Below are 22,462 nucleotides of genomic sequence, written 5' to 3'. Positions count from 1 at the left end.
AATTATTGCTGTCTGTCACAAATGTTATTTTAATAAATTAATTATCTTGTTTATGAATATGGTTCTGTTTATTATCCAGTTCGTTCAAGAGGAAGAACGTCGTCTCCGGTGAGGCGTCCGGACTTCAAATCCGGGTAGGGCTGCCAGCAGTCCTGGGTAGGTTCAACTCCTATGTTCTTCCGCCAAATTTCTTCTCTGGTAAATAATTCGTTATCACGAATAACTCGGCTGTTACTGCCATATTTTCTACTTGTAAAACCACTTCTATCGAAGAACTCTAATATCTGAATGCTTGCCTTTCTTCCTAATTTAACGAGTTCTCTAAATTCAGTCGTTTTTATTTCGCCATGATTATGAATATGGCTGCGAATATGTTCTGCATAGCAATAGATTGACTCTGATATGACATATCTGTCCTTTAAAATTGAGGTAAGAAAACCTAGCTGGACGAGTTTGTAGCAAAAGTGGCGCATCGATTTTGGCGTGACATCATTTAGCATGGCAAAATCAGTCACCCAAAGTGGCGCATTGGCTTGCTCACACTGGGAGGAGATACGTTGCCACAGCAGGGTTTCTTGCTCTGTTAGCTCAATATTGTGTTTAGGGAGGTGAACTAAACCTCGGCTCATCTTCAGTGTTTGCTGCTGGCATAGGTCAGCAATCACCTTGTTAACAATCTCAAAGGGATATTTACCATGGCTCATGCGTTGAACTCGGCTGATCGCTAAGCCAAGTTGATCTGGGTATTGGCTATGATATTCATCGATAATCGACAACAGTTGAGCCCTTATCAGCACTAAAAGCTCAGGGTGAAGCGCGTATCCTGCAAGGTTCACCACTTGAAGCTGCGAAAATAGCTGCTTCAGCTGCTTATCTTTGAGTTGCCAGCTCCAACAGAAGTCAGTGATTAGCACAGGTTTAAAGCGGCTTTGGAACTGCAGTGCACTGGTCGGTGAAAGGCAATTTGCAAGTTGGCTAAGATACTCGAGCCGCTCAGGTTTCCGCTTGGCCCTAGTTGGCACTGTTAGCTCCAACACCTGTGCGCCACCTAAGGTTTTAGTCGCTGCGGCATCACGGATGATTATTCTATCTTGCTTGGTGAGTGCGAGTGCTTGTTCAAGTTGTAATTCGACTAATGCACGGTTTTGTTGCAGTGATTTAAGTAGTGATACTCTTGCCATGCTGTGGCTGCCACCATGATAGACATGGACACTTTGCCAGTGCTTAATACCTTGCTGGCCATCAAAAATGGCGGTCACTCTATCTAATGGGGGCGCTGGTTTTAGCGATGTTAGCCAGTCACCTCGATTTAAGCCTGAGTGAGAGTCGACGCCAGTCAGGTTTAATGCGACTCTATCCCCAACATGTGCAGCTAGAGACTGGCGTCCTTGGCTGTGTATATTACGAACTCTCAGGGTTTGGTTTTGGGTGGACGAGTAGAGCTTTTGGTCAAGCTCAATGGCGCCACTCACCACAGTGCCCGTGGCAACAAGGCCTGCGCCTTTGACGCTAAAGACACGGTCGACTGCCATTCTAAAGCTCTGAATTGAGGCTTGAGCAGTTTGCTTAATGACAAGCTGCTTAATATGCTCTCTTAGTGTCTCAACTTCACTGCCTGTGATGGATGAAACTGCGAATAGTCCACTCACATTGCCGTTATAGCTTGCCAATAGCTGTTGGGTTTCTTGCTCGACCTCTTTAAGGCGCCTTGCATCAATGCGATCGACTTTGGTAAGCACAACAATTAAGTTGTCCAGCTCAAGCAGCCTCAAGATATCGAGATGTTCAACGGTTTGCGGCATTACGCCATCATCACAGGCTATGACGAGCATGGCATGCTTTGCACCACTGACGCCAACGAGCATATTGCTGATGAATTTTTCATGGCCGGGAACATCGATAAAGCCGAGGCGACAATCTGGACTCACATCCATAAAGGCGTAGCCAAGATCGATTGTCATGCCGCGTTTTTTCTCTTCCGGCAGTCTGTCGGCATCTGTGCCTGTGAGCGCCTGAAGTAGTGTGGTTTTCCCATGATCGACATGCCCCGCAGTGACTATGATCATTGTGAGCCCCCTGTTGAAACTAGCAAAGTGACGATAGGCCTAAAGGTAAAAATGATCATAATTTCTGGCCTACTTCTCTCAGTGCATTGATCAAGCGCACCTCTTGTTCAGACCCCCTTAAATCGAGCCAATATTGGTTATTGCTCACTCGGCCAATAATGGGGCGTGGGCTCTGCTTAAATTTCTGCTCCAGTTGATGCACTGGGTATAGACTCTTTGAGGTTGGGGTAAAGGTGAGTGCCAATGATTCGAGTAAGGTGTCAGGTTGTGAGCCACTGCCGACTTGAGTCTGTGTCGGCACTATGGCCAGATTGAAGTGGGGAGCGAAGAACTCAGGAAGCTCAACCATCAACAACTGCCCAAGTTGCTCTAGCTCTGCCACTGGCCTGGACATTTTACGCAGCATAGGTAGCTCATCATTGAGTGCTTTTGGGTTGCGATAGAGAAGTAAGGTGGCTTCAAGCGCTGCTAGGGTCATCTTGTCACAACGCAGTGCGCGCTTAAGCGGATGCTGCTGTAGTTTTTCTATTAGCTCAGAATCGCCAACGATTAGCCCTGCTTGCGGGCCGCCAAGTAATTTGTCGCCAGAAAAACTGATTAAGTTAACGCCATCTTGGATCATTTTCTGAGGCGTAGGCTCATCACCGAGCCCAAACTCGGTAAGATCGGTCAGCGCGCCGCTGCCTAAGTCTGACAGTAACGGCAGCTTATGTTGCTGACAGAGCTGTGCTAATGCTTTTTCATCTACCGCAGAGGTGAAACCATGAATATGATAGTTGCTGGTGTGTACCTTCATAATGGCTGCGGTGTTGTCGGTAATGGCTTCTTGGTAGTCTTTAAGGTGAGTGCGGTTGGTGCTACCGACCTCTATTAAGGTGCAACCAGCTTGGCGCATGATATCGGGAATTCGAAATGCACCACCAATCTCCACAAGCTCACCCCGCGAGACAATCACCTCTTTGCCCGCAGCGACACTGGATAACATCAGCAGTACAGCGGCAGCGTTATTGTTCACTAGGCAGCAGCTCTGGGAGCCAGTGAGTTGCTGGAGAATTTTTCCAATCGCTTGGTCGCGATGACCACGTTTGCCAGCTTCAAGCTCAAATTCCAGCGGAGTGGGGTAGCGCATCACCTTAGTGACTGCAGAGATGGCACTTTCGGCAAGTTGAGAGCGGCCAAGGTTAGTGTGTAAAATTGTGCCGGTTAGATTCCATACCGCTTGCAGGCTATGACGCTGGGCTGCTAATAATTGCTCGGATAACGTTTTAATGAGGGTGTCATGGGTTGCGCAAAATTTTGGTAACACCTCTCGCTCGGCAATATGGGCTCTTGCTTGATTAAGCAGCATGCTAAGTTGCTGCTTTACCCAAGCCTCACCATATTCCTGCCGCAGCTTTAATACTGTACTGTTCAGCAGCAGGTTATCCATGGCTGGTAGAGAGCGGTATAGGGCGGCTGTGGTATTGATAGCTTGGGTCATCAGATTCAGTTACTTAAAGTTAAAGTCAGTTGTTATCAAAACAGTAAAAAGCGCTGCAGACTCAAGCTTGAGTCTGCAGCGCTTGTCGATTTTACTGTTCGTGAGCCAGTAATAACGGGTTCACAGTTGTCGCTAAATAGCCTTGCTCGACGACATGTTGATCCATCATCAGGGTGGCGAGATCGTCCGCGGCAACTTCCAGCTTAGGGTTGATATCGGTAAACAACATCTTGGTGTATCCCTTACAGGTGTCGCAGCTTTCGACTCTAACCGGCGCCTTAGTTTCAGTTTCAGACCAGAGGAAAACCCCTTTGTCTTCACCGCAACTGGTGCACTCGGCGCGGATCTGATGCCACTGGGTTTCACATAGGCTGCAGTGCAGGTAACGTAAACCAGCGCGTGGCTTCTCCTTGATCACGCTCGCCACAGGATGGCTACCGCAAACAGGGCATAAGGTCTTATGACCTTCATCAGTCTTCGCCAACTCGCTCGCTACGCCTGTTGCCCAATGGGACCAATAAACAGCCAAAGAAGCCCAGATAAACAGGGTGTATTTAGCCGGGACCTCGGCAAACTTGCCTAGCAACATCGACTTGGCATATTGCTGTAAAGTCGCCGTTTCAGTGACAGCTAGATCCTTCAACACAGTTATCAGCTCAGCTTGGCTCTTAGTGGAGAGCTTAGGCATGAGCTCACTAATCAGCTCCAGCAATACCGACTGCCAATAATTCCCCCAGTCAAAATGTCCCTGAGCCATAGGATGAGCGCATGCTAAGTCGAACTCTGGCTTAGGGCCAAAGCAGCTCTCATCGGATGTTTCAGTTGGTGTGGCCACCTTTTTCTGGGCGTTAACGACTAAGGTTAGTAGCTGAAAGTACTCAGGAAGCCCTGACTCTTCTGCTAGCTCTGCCAATCTTGTAGCCCTGAATTGGTAGACCGATCGTGGATCGGCTGGGATCATTGTTTTGATCGCCAAATTTTGGCTTGGGATCTTTTCAGCATCCAGTATTGCTGTGCTCATAATTAGTGTTTTTCCTGCTTAATAGTCTTTAGTTCAGGATCCTTGAGCATGTTAGGGTGGTGTTTTTTACACCAGGCGCGGGAAACCTTGCCATATAACATGCCTGCAACGGAGCCTTCCACCCAAGTTGCCATCCAGAAATGCACGATCACGAAGATAAACATGATCACCGCGCAAACGGCGTGCAGTAGAATGGCCCATTGGATTGCGGCGGATTCAAAATATGGGGCAAAGTAGGGCTGCCACATCATGATGCCAGTTACCGTGAGTACGATAGAGGTCACCACAAACGTGCGGAACAGTACCTTTTGACCTGGGTTGTAATGACCGATGGCGGGGATCTTGTCCTCGTTCTCAAACATCACATCCTTGATGGCTAGCATCCACTTCAGATCGTTCTTTTCCCACTTGTTATGGTGGTAGTAACGCACGAGCATCAACATTAGCGGCAGACACATCATCAGGCCGGCAATGGGATGAACGAAGCGCGCCATTTGCGGTGTACCCGCAATAGCCCCTAACCACTGAAAAGATGGGAAAAAGAAGGCAAACCCTGTTAGAAAGGTTACAAGCCCAGTTGCCACAATAAACCAGTGGCAAAGCCTATCGAACAGGGTGTGACGCATAATCATATTTGGCTTATTCATAAACGTTACTCCTTATCCGATGAGGTTGGATGGCTGTGATCAATCGCTTCGCGATTTTCATCTTCTTCGACATCACTTTCGTCTACGAGATTGCGACCCACAGTGATACGGTGCACACACGCCACTGCCACCGTTGCCAAGATACCTGCCGCGCCCAATGGCTTAACCACATCTTGCCAAAGTTTAATCGGCACGCTGGTCTTGGGATCGGCGGGTAAGCCATAACTTTCTGGTTTGTCGACATCATGAAGGATCATCATCATGCCAGTGCCACCCACACCTTCAGGGTTGTATAGTCCGGCTTTGGTGAAGCCTCGCTTATGCAGCTCTTTGATACGAAGATCGGCGATAAACAGCATATCTTCACGGGTGCCAAATCTTAGTGCGCCCGTGACACAAGACTTCACACAGGCTGGCTCTTGGCCTACCTGCAGTCGGTCTGAACACATGTTGCACTTATAAGCTTTCTGATCGATGCTATCGAGCTTAGGCACATCGAATGGGCAAGCTGTCACACAGTAGCCACAGCCAATACACTTATCTGAGTTGATATCCACCACACCATTGGCGCGCTGAACAATTGCGCCTTTGGTTGAACAGGCGGTCAAGCAGGCTGGGTCTTCACAGTGCATACAGCCACTGTGGGTAAACTGCCAACGTAGCTTATCTTTATCATCGGTGACTTCGTTGAACTTCATCAGCGTCCAACATTCTGATGAAAGGTCGGCTGGGTTTTGGTAGCTACCGGTAAACTCACCAACTGGGGCGCGAAGATCGTTCCATTCAGAACACGCCACCTGACAACCTTTACAACCAGTACATTTAGTTGCATCAAATAACTTGGCTATCTTGCTGAGCTTCTTTCTTACCTGAGCTGCAGGTGTCAAAGAAGAGGTACCTGAGCTTAAAATGATATCTTGTGTAGACATGATTAGACTCCCTCAACCTTAGCAACATTCACCAGGAAGGCCTTGAATTCAGGCACCTGAGTATTTGCATCACCCACTTCAGTGGTCAAAATGTTGCAGCTGGTGCTCTTACGAGTCAGCGCGTTATGACCGCCATGACGTGGCAAGCCGACAGTGTGTACGAGTTGGCCATTGACCTTCAGCGGCTGCAGACGTTTAGTCACCAGCGCTTTGGTCTTGAGTTCACCACGCTTAGAGCTCACAGTGACCCAATCGCCGTTGTTGATCCCTTTCGCTTTAGCTAACACTTCATCGAGTTCAACAAAGGTCTCAGGCATAGAGATAGCCGCAAGGCGACAATGCTTAGTCCAGAAGTTGAAGTGCTCTGTCACACAATAAGTGGTACAGACATAGGGGAAGTCATTGTGCGATCCTAAGGTTTCAGCCACACCGTCTAGCATACGAACTGCAGGGTTACTGATAACGTTAGGGTGCAGTGGGTTAGTGCCAATTGGTGACTCCACCGGCTCATAGTGCTCAGGGAACGGGCCTTCAGCCAATTTGTCTAGGGCGAAGAAGCGTCCTGCACCTTCTGGCTGCATGATAAATGGATGGGCTGATTCTTGTGGAGAGATCTTCATATTGAAGTCACCCACATCTATGCCATGCCACTTGCCATTATCCCACTCGAGAATTGCACGTTTTGGATCCCACGGCTTACCATTAACATCGCTTGAGGCGCGGTTATACAGTACGCGGCGGTTTGCAGGCCATGCGAATGCCCAGCCAGGGGTAATACCTTTACCTGACTTATCCGTGTTATCACGGCGGGCCATCATGTTGCCCTCTTCGGTCCATGAACCTGAGTAGATCCAACAACCACAGGCGGTGCTACCGTCATCTTTTAGTTCACTAAAGCTATTGAGTTGCTTACCGGTTTTCAGATCGATACCGTTAAGCTCTTTAGCGACTTCAAAGCCATGTGGGAACATTTTATCGTGGTATCCAGCCCAGTGAGCGGCTTGGATAGGCTCTGGCAGTACACCGCCTTCGTCGTCATACAGGGCTCTAAGCTTCATCAATAGACCCGATAAAATCTCGGCATCTGGCTTAGACTCACCCGGTGGATTAGCGCCTTTCCAGTGCCACTGCATCCAACGACCAGAGTTGACGATACAGCCCTCTTCTTCGGCAAACAGTGTAGTGGGTAGACGGAATACTTCTGTCTGGATCTCGCTTGGCTCGACGTTGTTAAACTCGCCGGCTTTTTCCCAGAACACAGAGGTCTCTGTCGCTAACGGATCCATCACAACCATATACTTGAGCTTACAGAATGCCGCTAAAGTCTTGTTACGGTTTGGCATGGAGTTAATCGCGTTAACGCCCTGAATGAAGTAGCCGTTAACCTCACCCTTGTACATCATGTCGATGTGCTTGGTGAAGTCATACTGGAGATCCCATTTAGGCAACCAGTCGTAGCCATAATCATTTTCGCTAGTGGCGTGATTGCCCCAGAAACTCTTCATTTGCGAGACAAAAAATTTAGGGTAATTTGACCAGTAGTTGGTCTGACCCGGACGCAGTGGTTGTGGGGTGTAACGATTCAGATAGCTCTTAAGGTCGGTATCTTTATCATTAGGCAGCTTAAGGTAACCCGGTAGTGCCTGACATAGCAGACCCATATCCGTTGCACCTTGTACGTTCGAGTGGCCACGTAGTGCGTTAACACCACCGCCAAGTACGCCGATGTTACCCAGTAGTAGCTGGACCATCGCCATAGAACGAATATTTTGTGCACCCTTAGTGTGGTGAGTCCAACCTAAGGCATACATGAAGGTCGCTGCTTTATCATGAGTATGGGTGCTACCGATTAGGGCGCAGACCTTCTCATAATCTTCAACAGGGGTACCTGTAATATTGCTGACGGTTTCAAAATCGTAACGATCGACGTGCTTTTTCAGCAGGTTCCACACACAGCGTGGATGAGACAGAGTTTCATCAACTTTGGCGTAACCATTTTCGTCTAAGTCGTAGTGCCAGGTCTCTTTGTCGTAGGTACGGGTCTTCTCATCGAAGCCGCTAAATAGACCTTCATTGAACTCGAAGTCTTCACGGACAATGTAGCTGGCATTGGTGTACGCCTTTACATAGTCATAGTTCACTTGTTTGGTTTCAATAAGGTATCGACTTAGGCCTAGCAGGAACGCGATATCGGTACCACTACGCAAGGGGGCGTAACAGTCAGATAGTGCTGCACTGCGGTTGTATCTAGGGTCAACAACAACCAGTTTGGCGTTATTGTGTTCCATAGCTTCTGTAACCCAGCCGAAACCGACCGGATGTGCTTCGGCGGCATTACCGCCCATGATCACCACGACGTTTGAGTTCTTAATATCGATCCAGTGGTTGGTCATGGCACCGCGCCCAAATGTTGGAGCAAGACTTGCTACCGTTGGGGAGTGTCAGTTACGCGCAATAGTATCGATGGCCACTAGGCCAAGAGAACGGGCAAATTTATGGGTAATAAACGCGCCTTCGTTGGGTTGTGCTGATGAGGTCATCATGCCTGCAGATAGCCAACGGTTTACGGTTTGGCCTTCATCGTTTTTCTCGATGAAGTTGGCATCACGGTCATCTTTCATATGACGAGCGATGCGGTTGAATGCATCATCCCAGCTGATGCGCTTCCATTTGTCGGAGCCAGGCTCACGGACTTCAGGGAACTGGTTACGATTAGGGCTGTTGACGTAATCCACTAAGCCAGCACCTTTAGGGCAAAGTGCGCCGCGGTTTACTGGGTTATCGGAGTCACCTTCGATGTGGAAAATGGCTTTCTCGGCATTTTTACCTGTACTACCGTGACTGTACATCAGCAGGCCACAACCCACCGAGCAATAACAGCAGTTATTGCGGGTCTCTTTGGCTCGAAGTAGCTTATACTCGCGCACGTCAGCCATTGCACTGCTTGGCATTAAGCCTAGCCCTGCAATCGCCGAGGTGGCGGTACTACTTGCGCACAGTTTAAAAAACTGACGTCTGTTCATCTTACCCTCTCATAGTTATCAATAAGCAGCATATCCAACAGTGCTGCCCAGGTTCACACAGTTTGTTTTAGTTTCACTTCACTCTATTTGTTAAACTCATCAGGCTTAGTTACAGAGTGAAAAATACTAGACAAGCTCTAATTAAATTATCCGTAAACTTACCTAAACTGACAATAAGTCCGTCATGCGCTAGATCTCATTTGGATTGCAATGGTGGTTGATGCTGGTTGATCGCTTGATTTCTGGTTGTTTGTTCTGGTTTTTTTATTTGTTGTGGTTTTAATGTCTAATTTTCTGCAGTTTTGCGGGTTTGGACTAAATGTCGCTGCTGTTGGTGTCAAAATGTCTCACTTTGGGAGGTGCTTTATTATGCATTTATCTATTAGTAGATGTCGTTACTGGCTATTGGGTACAGCCGTTATTGAGGGGGGAGTGCCAATATACTGAGTTGTCATCTCAGCATCATGCCTGTAGAACTGAACACTGTAGAGCGTTCACGCTGGTTACTGCTGTGAGTTGTTACTCATTTTTTTTAGCGGCGGAAGTTAGCCTGAACGTGTGAGGCGCCGTTGTTGATTCTTAAAAGAGCTTGATACTTTGTCTAAATAGACAAAATGACGCAATGCAATACTGCAAAAATCTCCTTTGTTACACGCTTACTGAGTAATACTGCCTAAATAGCTGTGCAATCTATGTTGTACAAAATTTAATCTCATCGAAAATAGAGGTAAAAACTTGGCCTAGTCATGGCTAACTTAGCAAGAGTTAGATGATCTCTAGCTAGTTTTTATGCTATTAGTTGGGCCTACTTTATAGTGAATAGAGCCCAGTTTATGGAGAGTCCTTAAATGGAGAGCCCCTCAAAGTACAGCACGATTGCGGCCTGGGCTATTGCCATATCAAGAGCCTTGAGCGCCAGTGGTGTCGATCCATATCAAGTATTCGACGCCGCAGGCTTATCCCTTAAGGATGTAGAAGTATCTCCAGAGTCTAGAATTGCGATTGAGCATATGACTCGGCTCTGGCACTTGGCAGACAAAGCGACGGGGTCATCAGCATTTGGCTTAACTGTTGGGCAATATGCTTACCCAATGCATTTTCGCTCTCTTGGTTTATTGATGATGACATCAGCATCGCTGGCACAAGCGTTTGAGACGCTACCTAATTACTCGGCATTGGTGAGTAACTCTGCGGCAATTACACTACAAAGAACCCCAGACAGGCTCGGTTTTACTATCATGCCATTGCCGGGCGTGGATATTAGCCCTATGTCGATAGATGCTTTTTTTGCGACCTTAATGCATCACGGTGAACTCATTTTGGGTCATGGAAAATTCGTGTTAACTGTCGAGTTGATGCGTCCTGAGCCTAAAGATAAAACGCCGTGGCATTCTAGCTTTTCCTGTCCTGTCTCTTTTAATAAGCCAGTGAACTGCTTATGGATGGATAGAGGGATGCTTGAGCAAGCGACTGTGATGGGGAATCCCAAGTTGGCGGCTCAAAATGAAACTAAGGTCAGGCAGTACTTAGATACAATGCAGGCCCTGCAATGGCAGGAGAGAACCAGCCAGGCTATTCACGCCATGTTGGCTTCTGGTGAGCCAACGGCTCAGAAAGTGGCCCAAGTGTACAATGTGAGTGAGCGGACCTTGAGCCGTAAATTAAACGCTGAGGGCAGCAGCTTTCGGCTGTTACTCCAACAAAAGCGTCAAGAGCTGGCGTATCACTACTTGATGAATACTGAACTCTCCATCACCTTGCTTTCAGATAGATTAGGTTATAGCAGTTTGACCAACTTTTCCCGTGCCTTTCATCGTTGGCATGGTGCCAGTCCCGCCGCTTTTCGCGAACAAAGTAAAATATAAACGTACGTTTATATTGGCCGAAAATGATAACTACTATGTTGCATTAGTGTAATAGGTTGGCTCTAGTTGTTAATACCAGAGCGAACTAAGATGGCGAATAATCATAATAAAATGGACTGCTGCTTACAGCGTCTCCCCAGTGTAAAGCTTAGTGAAAAAAATAGCGTAAGAATTAGTGCAAAAATGGGTACAAAAGTCGCGCGTAGACTCAAGCTTGTATTGCCTGGGTTAAGCGCAATGTGGCTGGTGGCGTGCCAACCCTCAGTCGACTCAGCCCCCGCAGCGTCGGTAACACCTGTTACTGAGGATGCTATTGACGCTTATGGATTTACACCAGCAACAAGTCACACCTTAGCGGTAAACTCGGGGCTCATGTCTCAGCTGCCTTTTCAAGATAAGCAAGATTTCACCGACGCAGGTCGAGGCTTTATCGCCAAGCTGCCAGCGCTGGTGGTGCTTGATGCTCAGGGCAAGAAAATTTGGGATAGGCCAGCTTATGATTTTATTCAGGGGGAGGCACCTGCGACTGTTAACCCAAGCTTATGGCGCCAAGCAAGTTTGAACAATATCGATGGCCTCTTTGAGGTGACGGAGGGGATCTATCAACTTCGTGGCTTCGATTTAGCCAATATGACCGTTATTGCAGGTAAAAAAGGCTGGATAATCGTCGACCCTTTGACGACCGCTGAGACGGGCAAAGCTGCCTTGGATTTTATCAATGAACAGTTAGGCAAGCGACCTATCTCTAGCATCATTTTTACTCATAGCCATATGGATCACTTTGGCGGAGCACTGGGCTTGCTTGATACACTGTCAGAGCAAGAGGTTGCTGCCATTGAGGTCGTGGCGCCGGGTGGCTTTATGCATGAAGCCACCAGTGAGAATGTGATGGCGGGGACCGCCATGAGTCGCCGCGCTATGTATATGTATGGTAAGCAGCTGCCGAGAACGGCTCGGGGTCATATCGATTCAGGCTTAGGTAAAGAGCCTGCCTTTGGCACCTTTAGTATTTTATCTCCGACTATTACGGTAGAGACTGATGAGGCTAAGGTTATCGATGGGGTGCCCTTTGAATTTCAAATTGTTTCAGGCACTGAAGCGCCTTCTGAGTTTACCTTCTATCTACCGCAGCATCAGGCTTATTGCGGCGCTGAACTTGTCTCAAAGACCATGCATAACCTCTATACCTTACGCGGTGCAAAAGTGAGGGATGCACTGGAATGGAGTCGCTCGATCGATGAGGCACTCACTAATCAGCAAGAGGCTAAGGTCTATTTCGGCAGTCATCATTGGCCGATATGGGGTGGAGATGCTATTGCTGATTTTTTAGTTAAGCAGCGAGATACCTATAAATATATCCATGATCAGTCAGTACGTATGCTCAATCAGGGGCTGACGCCTGCTGAGATAGCAGAAGCGATTGAGATGCCACCAGCGCTGGCTAATACCTTCGCCAGTCGAGGCTATTACGGTACCGCTAAACATAATGCCAAGGCGGTTTATCAGGCCTACCTTGGCTGGTATGACGCAAACCCGGCTAACTTAGACCCTCTGCCTAGCTCTCAATCGGCACAAAAATATATTGAGTTAATGGGCGGCAACGCTGCTGTGCTTACCCATGGCGAGCAAGCCTTTGCTGCAGGGGAGTATCGCTGGGCGGCAGAGCTGCTCAATAAACTGGTTTTTGCTGATAGTACTAATCAGCAAGCTAAAGCGCTGCTGGCTAAGGCCTATGATCAGCTTGGCTATCAGGCTGAATCTGCAGCCTGGCGCGATGTGTATCTCTCGGCTGCATTTGAACTGCGTCATGGTGCGCCAGAGAAGGGGATCGATCTTGTCTCTATGAAGCAGATCTTATTGCGATCTCCTGTAGAGAACTTTCTGCAATCTATGGCGTCACGTGTGATAGGCCCTGATGCGTTTGGTCAACATTACCTGCTTAATATTACCTTCACTGACTTGAATGAAAACTATGTGTTAGAGCTGAAAAACTCAGTGCTGCACCATAAAAAAGCAGCCAAGGCGCCTAATGCCAACGTGACCTTAAATATCAGCCATGAACTGTTTATTGATCTGATTATCGGCACTGCAGGGGCGAGTGATCTGCTGTTTTCTGATGAGTTGAACATTCAAGGCAGTAAGTTAGATTTAATCGGATTCTTTAGGTTATTAGATAAGCCAAAAGGTGTGTTCAATATCGTCACGCCTTAGGTGAGTGTTAACCTGTTTAGCTTGAGTTGACAATGAGTGCCCACCTCAATGGTGGGCTGCATCACAATAAGCGGTATAGACAAAGCACCTTAAGGTAAATTGTGTTGACTCATTAAAAAGAAAACGACCTAATGCAAGGAGTTGTCATTCCCATTAAGTCGTTTTATGAGTAGATGTTTCCCACAGTTTGACAGTCAAGATCCTGCCATCAATATGCTACGCCATAAGGTTCGCTATGCTGAGGAGTCTGACAACCCAGGTTTGATCCCCATCTGGCTATCGATGGAGGAAGCAGGGATGGGAGGGAGCAAAGAGGAAGCTTGGTTGCTCTATATGGCTGAGTATCGCTTACTGTTAGATACCTTGTCTGATGATATGCTAGAGGGACACTGGCGTATTTGGTGTTTAGACAATATCTATAAACCGCTCAGTGCCCTTACTAGATTAGTCGATACAGACGTGCAGCAGCAGCAACTTAATCACTTATTTTATGAGCTGCGTGTGACCAGCCAGTTTTTTAAAGCGGGTTTGACTGCTTAAATTTATCGAATAGACATAAGAGAACGCCTAGCGGTCAACGACATCTAGGCGTACAGAGTAGGCGTATCTGATAGGTATTAATCTATAGTCAGTGCGACCATCTTCAGTGGATGGTTACCATCAAATGATGGGAAATCCTCATGGCAATCTAGCCAGTTATGTTGGCTCACCGTACGCCCCTGCTTTTCGACGCAACGAACGAGTGCGTTAAACCAAGCATCACGATCTACTTTAGCCACATTGTTGCAGCAGACTATGGTGCCACCTGATTTGGTGGTGAGTAGGGCTGGCTTAAATAGGCTTTGGTAGTCATTGATCAGATCGACAATACCAAATGGGCTTTTAGCAAAACGTGGCGGGTCGAGAAAAACCAGATCGAACTGTGTTGTGGGTAACTTAGGGTATTTAGGTAGCTTTTGGTTACGGCGTCCGCCGACTTTAAGCCCTGCCAGCTGTCTAAGCGCAGGAAAAGCATCACTTTGGACAAACTCACAAACATCGCTGACACCATTGAGCTCTGCATTGGTTTTACCTGCCGCCAGAGCAAATGATGAGAAGTCGACATTCATCACCCGAGTTGCACCACCAACCGCTGCAGCGGTGCCTATGCCGCAGGTATAGGAGAATAGGTTAAGCACTGTTTTATTCTGGCTATTGGCTTTAACAAACTCACGGCCTTTACGCATATCCAGAAACAGCAAGGGGTCTTGCCCTTCATGGCGCAGCTTTGAGGTGAATTTGATGCCGTTTTCATGCATAACTTGGGCTTGGTTAGCAAAATCATCATTAATGACATCAAGCTTGTTCATTACACGCGAGTTTTTATCTGAGCGGTCATTGTAGATAACGGGTAACGGCTCAAGGTGAGTGAGCGAGTCGCTGACCTCTTTTAATTCGTCATCAGTCAAGGTTTGATGAAAGCTCTGAATTAACCATGCCTCGCCATATCTGTCGATGTTTAATCCATTGATACCTTCGACAGTGCCATGAAATACCCGATAACAATCTGTATTGCGCTCTTTTGCTTGGGCAAGCAGATCGTGACGCTTTTCGAGCGCGGTGGCTAATAATGCGGAGATGGTCATGGTAAAAAACTCAGTTAAATGGCTAATATGGGTTGGTGGGCAGTTGCCTGAGTGTAATGATAACAAAATAGCCCGTTAAAATCGGTGTCGGGCCTGATAAAAATGAGACTTACATGTTCAACGAGGCAGATATGAGCATAATTGAGAAAAAACCTAAGCTTATTTTGGTCCACGGCATATTCAATACCGGCAAAGTGATGGGGTGGATGAAGAAGCAGTTTCAGTCTCAGGGCTTTGACTGTTTCACGCCAACCTTATCTCCCTTCGATGGTGGGCAAGGTATAGAGTATGCGGCTGAAAAGCTTAAACAACAGATTATCGCTCAATTCGGTGAAGATGAAAAAATTGTGATTATCGGCTTCAGTATGGGAGGGATAGTTGCCCGCTTTTATCTGCAGCAACTTGGGGGGAGCGTGCGGACCACCCACCTGTTCACTATCTCAAGTCCACATCTTGGCAGTTATATGGCTTACCTTCCCTATCCATCTAAAGCATTCAAGCAGCTTAGACCCGAGAGTGAGTTACTGAGCTTACTCGATAAAACGGCTGCTAGTTTGAGTGAACTTTCGCTCCACTCATACAGTGCTGCAATAGATTATACCGTAGCGCCTAGCCGTTCATATTGGGCTATAGCGACGAATAAACAATTTAGTGTTTATCTGCATATGTCGATGATCTTCAGTCAAAAAGTAGTTGATGAGATCTTATGTCGGCTGGAGAGCTAAGACTCTTCTCTTATGATTTAACACTTGCATGTTTGCGCCTAAGCTTTGGCAAAGCTTCTAACGAACAGACCAATAATCCTGTCCAGATTAAGGCGAAGCTGACCGCTTTGACTTGATCAAAATGCTCGTTAAATAGCAAAACAGCTAAAAGAAAATGCATGCTAGGTTCGATATATTGCATTAGACCTATCATAGACAGGCTAGTACGGCTGATAGCGAGTGCGAAAAAGATAAGCGGCATCAAGGTCACGGGAGCCGTTCCCATATACAGAAAGAGTTGTCGCCAATCAAAGGCTTGCACTTCAGAAAATAGCCCTGCTAAAGCAGTGCTTTGCTCAGATAGCCCTAGCCAAAGTAGATAACTTAGTGCAATAGGCATAAGAAGCGCCGCCTCGAGTGTCACAGAGGTCATGGAGTCGAATCGAATAAACTTTTTACATAAGCCATATAGCGCAAAAAATCCGCCCATACACAGAGATAGCCAAGGCAATTCGCCGTAATTAAAGATCATATAACTGATCCCGCAAATGCCTAATATCACAGCGAGTGATTGCGCTTTGGACAGTTTATCCCCAAGAAACACGACCCCGAGCCCTATGGCAAATAAAGGATTAATAAAGAAGCCAAGACTGGCGGCAAGGACCTGCCCGTGGGTGATAGCCCAAGTGAAGCTATACCAAGAGAAGCACATGATGACTGCGGCGAGGCCACAAAGGGCTACCGAGCGCTTATCAGCTTTAAGCGCAGCTAAAGAGGGCAGCTTTTTTCCTAAAACGAGAATCACTAACAGCATAAATGGTACTGAAAAAGTGATCCTAAAGGCCTGCAGCTCATTGGTATCTGCACCAGGCAGCATCTGAAAGTAGAGTGGCATTAATCCCCAAAGAATAAATGCAAAGGCGGCAAGTGCATTGCCTTGGAATGTCGGGCGACTTGTGTGTGGCATAGGGCTGTATCCAAAACGACTTAGGATGATGAAAATGAAACTTTTATGGTTATACCGAGTGGTATTAGGCTCGAGTGAATAGGCAGATACTATCAACATAGTTGGGATTATCAAAGGGAAGTTTTTAATGGCTGACAGATGTTAAATTTACTAACTAACACTTTAAAGTCTGGCTTGTTTAACCTATTGTTTAATAGGTATTTTTGTGGTTATTTGTTTTTCTGTACTTATCGATGAATCGTCTTGTTTACAGATTGTTAACCTACCACTTTTGTTTACAGTAATGCTTAAAGGGGGCTGGCCTCTGCCTAGGGGAACCTTGTCATTGATAGCAAGCCAATTGAACCAAGAGTGATACAATTTCAGGTATAATCCCCAAGTGAATGATTATGATTTTTGCAGGCGAACAACCTGCTGCTTTAGCGACAAGTAGGATGAGTGAGTGGAAAATAAGATTGAAGTTAAGATGACAAAAGATGGTTCTCATACGCTGATGAGTTCATTGTTTGATGATAGTTATCATGCTCACAACGGTGCTATGAGTGAGTCTGAACATGTCTATATTGATGCAGGCTTTGCTGCTCTTTCTCCAGACTTCAACAGAGTCGATATTCTTGAACTAGGTTTTGGCTCTGGCATGAATGCCATCTTGACGTTAAAAAGCGCTTTATCTCAAACAGGTAAGATAGAGAGGCCAATTCGATTTACCTCTATTGAGGCGTATCCCATCCCTATGGATGTGGTCGCTCAACTTAACTATAAGGCCGGATTTACCCCTGAACTTGCTGTACTGTTCGATAAGTTACACCAAGCGCCTTGGGATTGTGATGTGGAGATCATTCCAGGTTTTATCCTGCACAAGGTACATGGCAAGTTGCAGGACTTTACTGGTGATACAGACTCAATAAACCTCGTTTTCTATGATGCTTTTGCGCCGAGTAAACAGCCGGAGCTTTGGCAGCAAGACAATTTCGATAGGCTGTTTCCTGTGATGCAAGCAGGCGGCATGTTGGTATCCTATTGCGCTAATGGTCAGTTTAAGCGCAACTTAAAAGCTGCGGGATTCAAAGTAAAGCCATACCCAGGAGCACTTGGTCGCCGTGAGATGACACGGGCGTGGAAGTAGCTATGCTGCGGAGCTGGGAATATTCCTACTGCGGCAGTCAACAGGCAGTTTAAGCGCAACTTAAAAGCGGCGGGATTCAAAGTAAAGCCATACCCAGGAGCACTTGGTCGACGTGAGATGACACGGGCGTGGAAGTAGGTATGCTGCGGAACTGGGAATATTCCTACTGCGGCAATCAATAGGCAGTTTAAGCGCAACTTAAAAGCGGCGGGCTTTAAGGTGAAAGCCTATCCTGGCGCCTTAGGTCGACGTGAGATGACTCGTGTATGGAAATAGCGACCACTAAAGCGCAATGATAATGCTTTCTTAATGCAGGGTGACCATCAAAGCTCGATGCTGTTAAGAAGGCTAATATTGCGCCTATTTGTAGATTCCTCCTCATTTGAACCATTAGTTTGTAACATCTGATTAACTGAACTTTCTTTTTTTTTCAGAGTCGATAGATTAGACACTCAAGAATATGAGTGTTATCGCGATCATATCGGGACTTTAAATGGAGTTAGTGGCAGATGGAAAATAGAACAGGCGGTTTACCTCGCTCATCGGTGCTTGTTGCACTTTCAGTGTTGGCACCTATGATTGCAGTGGCATCATTTGGTGCGCATGCAGCCTCGAAGAATAGTGAAGTGGTACTTGAGTCTCATCATGTTGAGGCCTCCTATAACCTGACTCATCCCATTTTACCCGCCAATATATTACCAAGCGATGGGAAAGAGTTGATTACGTTTGGTGTGGATGGCTTGCAGCAAAAGTGGCTGAGTGTTTTTGCTTTTGATAAAGCACTCGGTAAATATGCTGAGGTATCGAAAACCAAACTGACTGGCGAGTTTTGGGGATTTGATTTAACCCAACGTGATGACGCATCTTCAGCTCAAGCAGATAAGTTACAGCAGCTGATGTTTGCTTCGAGTCATCACCTCTATAAATTCGTTCCAAGTGACAAGCTCAATCCCTTTCAGGTCGTTGCCGATATCCACTCTATGTCTTTAAAGTCACGTCCAGCGCATATCAGTGATAGCGATTTTATTCGTGATCTTAATGGCGATGGACTCGATGACATTATTATCTCTGACTTTTCTCAAGTTGAGCTTTTTATTGCCCAGAGTGAGGGCGGATTCAAGCGACAAAACCTTCCTATTAAGCCTCAAGTTAGGCTTTATAATAATGGTGCTCGTTACACTGAATCAAAGGTCTATAGTGCAGATATAAACTTGGATGGAAAACCGGATATTGTCAAAATTGGTGAAGGTGAACTTGAGGTTTATGCTCAGCAAGAGTCTGGTAGTTTTGATGATATCGCTAGCTACAGTTCGGTGCGTTTGGCCATTAGCGGTATGGATTGGTGGAATAAGCGAGATGCTTATGGTGAACAGTTAGATCAAAGCGATCTTGTTTACCGAAAAGTGGAGGAGCTTAAGGATATTAATAATGATGGCCTGACGGATATGGTCGTACGTTATACCAAGAGTTCAGGCGTACTCGACCGAGTTAATGACTATGAGGTATACCTAGGTGAAAACATAAAGGGCAAGCTGACCTTTCCCAAAAAACCTAACAGTGTCATAAGAGCCGATGGAACGCTAACTGGGCTTGAGTTTATCGATATCGATAGCGATATGAAAGATGAAGTACTGGTGGCGGGTTTTGATATTGGCTTGTCACAAATCATTGGTGCATTAATCTCTGGCAGCATAGACCAAGATGTTTATCTGTTTAAGATGGATGAAGAGGGCCAGTTTTCTGAAGATGCGAATGCGACTAAAGAGGTTGAGTTAAGCTTTAGCTTAACATCTGGCCAAAGCGGCAGCCCAGTCGTTAAGCTTGCCGATCTTAATGGTGATGGTTTACAAGATCTTTTACTGTCGGATGGAGATGATACGCTGGAGGTTTTTCTTGGCGGCGACAGTGAGCGACTTTTCTCTAAGCACAGTGACAAAGTTGGTGTAAAACTTCCTCAAGATGGCGGCATGGTCACCAGTGAAGATTTGAATGGTGATGGCAAAGACGATCTCTTGATTAAATATGGTCAACAAGACGATGAGCCATTGCAGAATAAGTTTATGGTTATTTTAGCTGGGTAGGGTTGTTTATATAGATCTGTAATAGCTGGCGTTGTCGATTAGCGGTGCAAACTCTAAGCTTCATTTAAATAACATTATTCACGACAGTTAAAAACAAAAAAGAGTGCCAATAGGTGCTCTTTTTTTTGTTTGCTTACCTTGATATTCAATGGCTAACAAATCAAAAGGCAGGATTACTTACTATTACTTACTATTACTTAGCTTGACACTTCTTGACCGCTTTCACTTGTCATAATTAACGCCTGAGTAAAAAGGCGATAACAAATGCGTGTCAAAGGGAGTTAAATTTTGAAAAATAAATTATGGGGATATGCATTCCTACTTACAGGAATGCTAATGGGGGCTACAGCTTGTAGCTCTGATGATGAAGAGAGTTCATCGGATGCGAGCTATATTCAGCTCTATAACGCATCAGCTAATAGTACTAGCTTAAGTTTGTCATTAGATGATTACCTGTATACCGCGGTGGAATATGGCAATGCTATGCCTAAGTATGCGTATTCAACGGGTGAGTTTGATTTGGAGATCATTGGCGAAGATGAGATAGGCGATGAGTTGGTTAGCTATCAGGGGAGTGTTGATTTAAATAATGGTGAGCATCATCTCTTTATGTTGATCGGTGATTATCATTCGCCTGAATTTATCGATATCAGCTATCAGACGACTGAGATGGATGAGTTTAACGATAATGAAGATGAGAGTTACAGCAAGATGCAACTGCTTGTCGGGCATGTTGCAATGCAAGCTGATTCGTTTGATGTCTATATCGGAGTCGATGGCCGTGAGTTTATTGATGCCACCTTGCTCGATAACCTGAGCTATAAAGGCAGTACTACAGGGGTGACCTTAGATACTGGAGATTACCTTGTTTACCTGACCGAACCTGGATCCTTAGTGCCTGTGTACACAACGGCAACGCTTTCTCTCACCTCACAAACGGTTTACAAGCTGATTATTAGAGACAGTTTTGGGCCAGGGAGTCTTAAGGTCACGATAGATAATGTGGACTCCACCTCTGGTGCTGATAATTATGCCAATATCGAGGCTAATGCTGAGTTTAGAGTGTTCAATGGTCTCAGCGAGCATAGTGCGGTGGATGTTAAGGTCTCGAATAACGGCAGTAATGTTGAAATGGAAGATATTGTGCTCGGTCAGAGCACTGACTTTCAGGCTGTTGATTTCGATGACTATGGTGTGACGATTACTGACACTGAATCGCAGCAATTATTAGCCAATAACCTCCTAGTGACTTTCAATCAGGATGAGAGTAAGTCTATGCTGATTTACCAAGATGCTGAGGGGCAGATAAAAGGATTAACGCAAACACATGACCTTAGGCCTAGGGCTTATAAGAGTGAAATAAGCTTCGCCAATCTTGTTGATGACTTTGATGAGCTAAGTCTTTACTTTGTTGCTGACAGTGAAACGATAGATTCTGCGGAGTATAAAATTGATGGGGTAGAGCTTGCCGATATCGCCTATCTCACTATACCGTTAGGGGACTATGAGCTTAATGTGGTTCATGAGGATGATAATGGTAATCTGACCTTGCTATATCAGTCACAGACCCTGCAATTTGATGGCAGTCAGTATGCATTAGCTTTATACCAAGATACTGAACAGTCGCTAGGTTATAAAGTTGCTGTTATCGAGTAGTGGTGATTGAATGATATCGGTTGAGTCATGAGCAACTGCCCCTGATAAGAGTGCCTGCATGGGCACTCTTTCACTTGTTAGCTAGGACTATGATTACGCATAACATTGAGCATCAAAGGGCTGGAAAGCAGATCGGATCTGTGTACGTTAAACGAGATATAGCTATAACGTTTCCCGAGGTATTTAGCGCCATCTAGACGGTCTTTTAATTGCTCACCTTGCCCGCAACGCTCCCCAGAAAGAAAATCCATTAACTTAATGCCGATATCACTACGGGCTTTATATCCTAAGGATAGGTTGAGCGGATTTTCAACTAAAGTGAATACCAGATATAGCAAGTAATCTTCGGCAACTTGCCGACCACCAATATATGCCGTTAACATAAACAGACAAGCAGGCTTATCCTTAGCGATAAAGTCTTGAGTGGTGAGATCTGTTTCTTGTATTCTCCCTGTGAGCAAGTCCGATAGAGTCTGCTCACTGACACGTATATAGATGGAGTGGCCCATCAAGATATCGTCTATTTGATAGAAGAGCACTTCAGTAGAAGGAAATGAAGTTAGTTGAGATAAAAACTCAGCAGTCCAAGGCTCACGCTGTCGGGTTAAATTATTATGGTAGTGACATACCCAAGCTAATTTTTGAGCCAGGTTATCACAATGCTTGTTAAGCCTTTCAAAGTTGAGGGCATCTTGAGGGATATAGGGGTGGGCGCCCATAAGGTGGTTGTAATTAGTTTGCTGAGCTAACATCTGCTGAAAAGCTGACATTGATGGCAGCTGTTTCAACTCAAAATCTGGATTGGAGAGTAGCAAGTGTGGCTCATCGCCAAAAAACTCCATCAGTGCTACTTGCCTTCGAATGTTAGGGCTGACCCGTCCTCGCTCCCAGCGACTTATTGTCAATGAATCTAACTCCGAGAACTGTGAACTGAACTCTTGTAAGGCGATCGCCAAAGATTCTTGAGAAAGGTTCTGTTGAGTGCGTTTTTGAAGTAAGTACTCATCGATCCCTGTGTATTTCATCAGATTCATTTTCCTGTTGGAGACTTCGCTGATAAC

General features: G+C 46.1%; 16 protein-coding genes, 1 tRNA gene and 1 pseudogene. 9 read left to right on the top strand and 9 right to left on the bottom strand.

The window, feature by feature from the left end; translation table 11 throughout:
* The first annotated feature begins 90 nt into the window (after window positions 1-90).
* Window positions 91-185 (top strand) — tRNA-Sec (locus tag BM736_RS25160).
* A gap of 90 nt (window positions 186-275) precedes the next feature.
* On the opposite strand, the pseudogene selB reads toward BM736_RS25160, so the two are convergent.
* From selB to fdnG, 6 genes and pseudogenes are all read right to left on the bottom strand, one after another.
* Window positions 276-2,066: pseudogene (gene selB, locus BM736_RS10905) on the bottom strand (selenocysteine-specific translation elongation factor); the annotation flags it as partial.
* Window positions 2,067-2,121: 55 nt separating this feature from the next.
* Window positions 2,122-3,549, bottom strand: coding sequence for an L-seryl-tRNA(Sec) selenium transferase (selA, locus tag BM736_RS10900; RefSeq protein WP_179079050.1), 1,428 nt, complete (start codon window positions 3,547-3,549; stop codon window positions 2,122-2,124).
* A gap of 88 nt (window positions 3,550-3,637) precedes the next feature.
* Complete coding sequence (gene fdhE / locus BM736_RS10895) at window positions 3,638-4,567, bottom strand: formate dehydrogenase accessory protein FdhE (RefSeq protein ID WP_076411867.1); 930 nt, start codon at window positions 4,565-4,567, stop codon at window positions 3,638-3,640.
* Window positions 4,568-4,569: 2 nt separating this feature from the next.
* Window positions 4,570-5,214, bottom strand: coding sequence for a formate dehydrogenase subunit gamma (locus BM736_RS10890; protein WP_076411865.1), 645 nt, complete (start codon window positions 5,212-5,214; stop codon window positions 4,570-4,572).
* Between the two features lie 5 nt (window positions 5,215-5,219).
* Window positions 5,220-6,143 (bottom strand): formate dehydrogenase subunit beta, encoded by a 924-nt coding sequence (fdxH, locus tag BM736_RS10885; protein WP_076411863.1) that lies wholly within the window; start codon window positions 6,141-6,143, stop codon window positions 5,220-5,222.
* A gap of 2 nt (window positions 6,144-6,145) precedes the next feature.
* Window positions 6,146-9,166, bottom strand: coding sequence for a formate dehydrogenase-N subunit alpha (gene fdnG, locus BM736_RS10880; RefSeq protein WP_143562381.1), 3,021 nt, complete (start codon window positions 9,164-9,166; stop codon window positions 6,146-6,148).
* Window positions 9,167-10,014: 848 nt separating this feature from the next.
* On the opposite strand from fdnG, the gene BM736_RS10870 reads away from it, so the two are divergent.
* The 3 genes from BM736_RS10870 to BM736_RS10860 all read left to right on the top strand — a co-directional run bounded on the left by BM736_RS10870 (window position 10,015) and on the right by BM736_RS10860 (window position 13,782).
* A complete protein-coding gene (locus BM736_RS10870) occupies window positions 10,015-11,031 on the top strand; it encodes an AraC family transcriptional regulator (RefSeq protein ID WP_076411857.1) in 1,017 nt (338 codons plus the stop codon).
* Between the two features lie 183 nt (window positions 11,032-11,214).
* The gene (locus BM736_RS10865) at window positions 11,215-13,242 is read left to right on the top strand and encodes an alkyl/aryl-sulfatase (protein ID WP_083700122.1); all 2,028 of its coding nucleotides are present in this window, start codon (window positions 11,215-11,217) and stop codon (window positions 13,240-13,242) included.
* Between the two features lie 165 nt (window positions 13,243-13,407).
* Window positions 13,408-13,782: a hypothetical protein gene (locus BM736_RS10860; RefSeq protein WP_076411855.1), complete on the top strand. Its 375-nt coding sequence runs from the start codon at window positions 13,408-13,410 to the stop codon at window positions 13,780-13,782.
* Window positions 13,783-13,859: 77 nt separating this feature from the next.
* On the opposite strand, the gene BM736_RS10855 is transcribed toward BM736_RS10860, so the two are convergent.
* A complete protein-coding gene (locus BM736_RS10855; RefSeq protein ID WP_076411853.1) occupies window positions 13,860-14,867 on the bottom strand; it encodes a class I SAM-dependent rRNA methyltransferase in 1,008 nt (335 codons plus the stop codon).
* A gap of 131 nt (window positions 14,868-14,998) precedes the next feature.
* On the opposite strand from BM736_RS10855, the gene BM736_RS10850 reads away from it, so the two are divergent.
* On the top strand, window positions 14,999-15,592 hold the full coding sequence (locus BM736_RS10850; protein ID WP_076412469.1) for a triacylglycerol lipase: 594 nt from the start codon (window positions 14,999-15,001) through the stop codon (window positions 15,590-15,592).
* Between the two features lie 10 nt (window positions 15,593-15,602).
* Here BM736_RS10850 and rarD read toward each other — a convergent pair whose 3' ends face one another.
* Window positions 15,603-16,538, bottom strand: a complete 936-nt coding sequence (gene rarD, locus BM736_RS10845; RefSeq protein ID WP_076411851.1) for an EamA family transporter RarD — start codon at window positions 16,536-16,538, stop codon at window positions 15,603-15,605.
* 442 nt (window positions 16,539-16,980) lie between these two features.
* Here rarD and mnmD point away from each other — a divergent pair, with 442 nt between their 5' ends.
* The 4 genes from mnmD (at window position 16,981) to BM736_RS10830 (ending at window position 21,401) form a co-directional block, all read left to right on the top strand.
* Window positions 16,981-17,664, top strand: a complete 684-nt coding sequence (gene mnmD, locus BM736_RS10840) for a tRNA (5-methylaminomethyl-2-thiouridine)(34)-methyltransferase MnmD (RefSeq protein WP_083700077.1) — start codon at window positions 16,981-16,983, stop codon at window positions 17,662-17,664.
* 21 nt (window positions 17,665-17,685) lie between these two features.
* A complete protein-coding gene (locus BM736_RS24875; RefSeq protein WP_083700119.1) occupies window positions 17,686-17,802 on the top strand; it encodes an MnmC family methyltransferase in 117 nt (38 codons plus the stop codon).
* A gap of 371 nt (window positions 17,803-18,173) precedes the next feature.
* Entirely contained in the window at window positions 18,174-19,745 is a 1,572-nt protein-coding gene (locus BM736_RS10835; protein ID WP_076411849.1) for a VCBS repeat-containing protein, read from the top strand.
* Window positions 19,746-20,033: 288 nt separating this feature from the next.
* A complete protein-coding gene (locus BM736_RS10830) occupies window positions 20,034-21,401 on the top strand; it encodes a hypothetical protein (RefSeq protein ID WP_256717784.1) in 1,368 nt (455 codons plus the stop codon).
* 77 nt (window positions 21,402-21,478) lie between these two features.
* Here BM736_RS10830 and BM736_RS10825 read toward each other — a convergent pair whose 3' ends face one another.
* The gene (locus BM736_RS10825) at window positions 21,479-22,426 is read right to left on the bottom strand and encodes a helix-turn-helix transcriptional regulator (RefSeq protein WP_076411845.1); all 948 of its coding nucleotides are present in this window, start codon (window positions 22,424-22,426) and stop codon (window positions 21,479-21,481) included.
* Between the last annotated feature and the right edge of the window lie 36 nt (window positions 22,427-22,462).

Source organism: Shewanella sp. UCD-KL12, assembly GCF_001957125.1.
In the GTDB taxonomy this organism is placed as follows: Bacteria; Pseudomonadota; Gammaproteobacteria; order Enterobacterales; family Shewanellaceae; genus Shewanella.
The sequence above is the reverse complement of the archived record's forward strand: the minus strand, read 5'-3'. Positions and strand labels throughout refer to the sequence as shown.

Coding starts and splice junctions, on each gene's coding strand:
- fdhE (WP_076411867.1), bottom strand. CDS start 4,567: ATGAGCACAGCAATACTGGATGCTGAAAAGATCCCAAGCCAAAATTTG.
- BM736_RS10890 (WP_076411865.1), bottom strand. CDS start 5,214: ATGAATAAGCCAAATATGATTATGCGTCACACCCTGTTCGATAGGCTT.
- fdxH (WP_076411863.1), bottom strand. CDS start 6,143: ATGTCTACACAAGATATCATTTTAAGCTCAGGTACCTCTTCTTTGACA.
- BM736_RS10870 (WP_076411857.1), top strand. CDS start 10,015: ATGGAGAGCCCCTCAAAGTACAGCACGATTGCGGCCTGGGCTATTGCC.
- BM736_RS10865 (WP_083700122.1), top strand. CDS start 11,215: ATGGGTACAAAAGTCGCGCGTAGACTCAAGCTTGTATTGCCTGGGTTA.
- BM736_RS10860 (WP_076411855.1), top strand. CDS start 13,408: ATGAGTAGATGTTTCCCACAGTTTGACAGTCAAGATCCTGCCATCAAT.
- BM736_RS10855 (WP_076411853.1), bottom strand. CDS start 14,867: ATGACCATCTCCGCATTATTAGCCACCGCGCTCGAAAAGCGTCACGAT.
- BM736_RS10850 (WP_076412469.1), top strand. CDS start 14,999: ATGAGCATAATTGAGAAAAAACCTAAGCTTATTTTGGTCCACGGCATA.
- rarD (WP_076411851.1), bottom strand. CDS start 16,538: ATGCCACACACAAGTCGCCCGACATTCCAAGGCAATGCACTTGCCGCC.
- BM736_RS10835 (WP_076411849.1), top strand. CDS start 18,174: ATGGAAAATAGAACAGGCGGTTTACCTCGCTCATCGGTGCTTGTTGCA.
- BM736_RS10825 (WP_076411845.1), bottom strand. CDS start 22,426: ATGAAATACACAGGGATCGATGAGTACTTACTTCAAAAACGCACTCAA.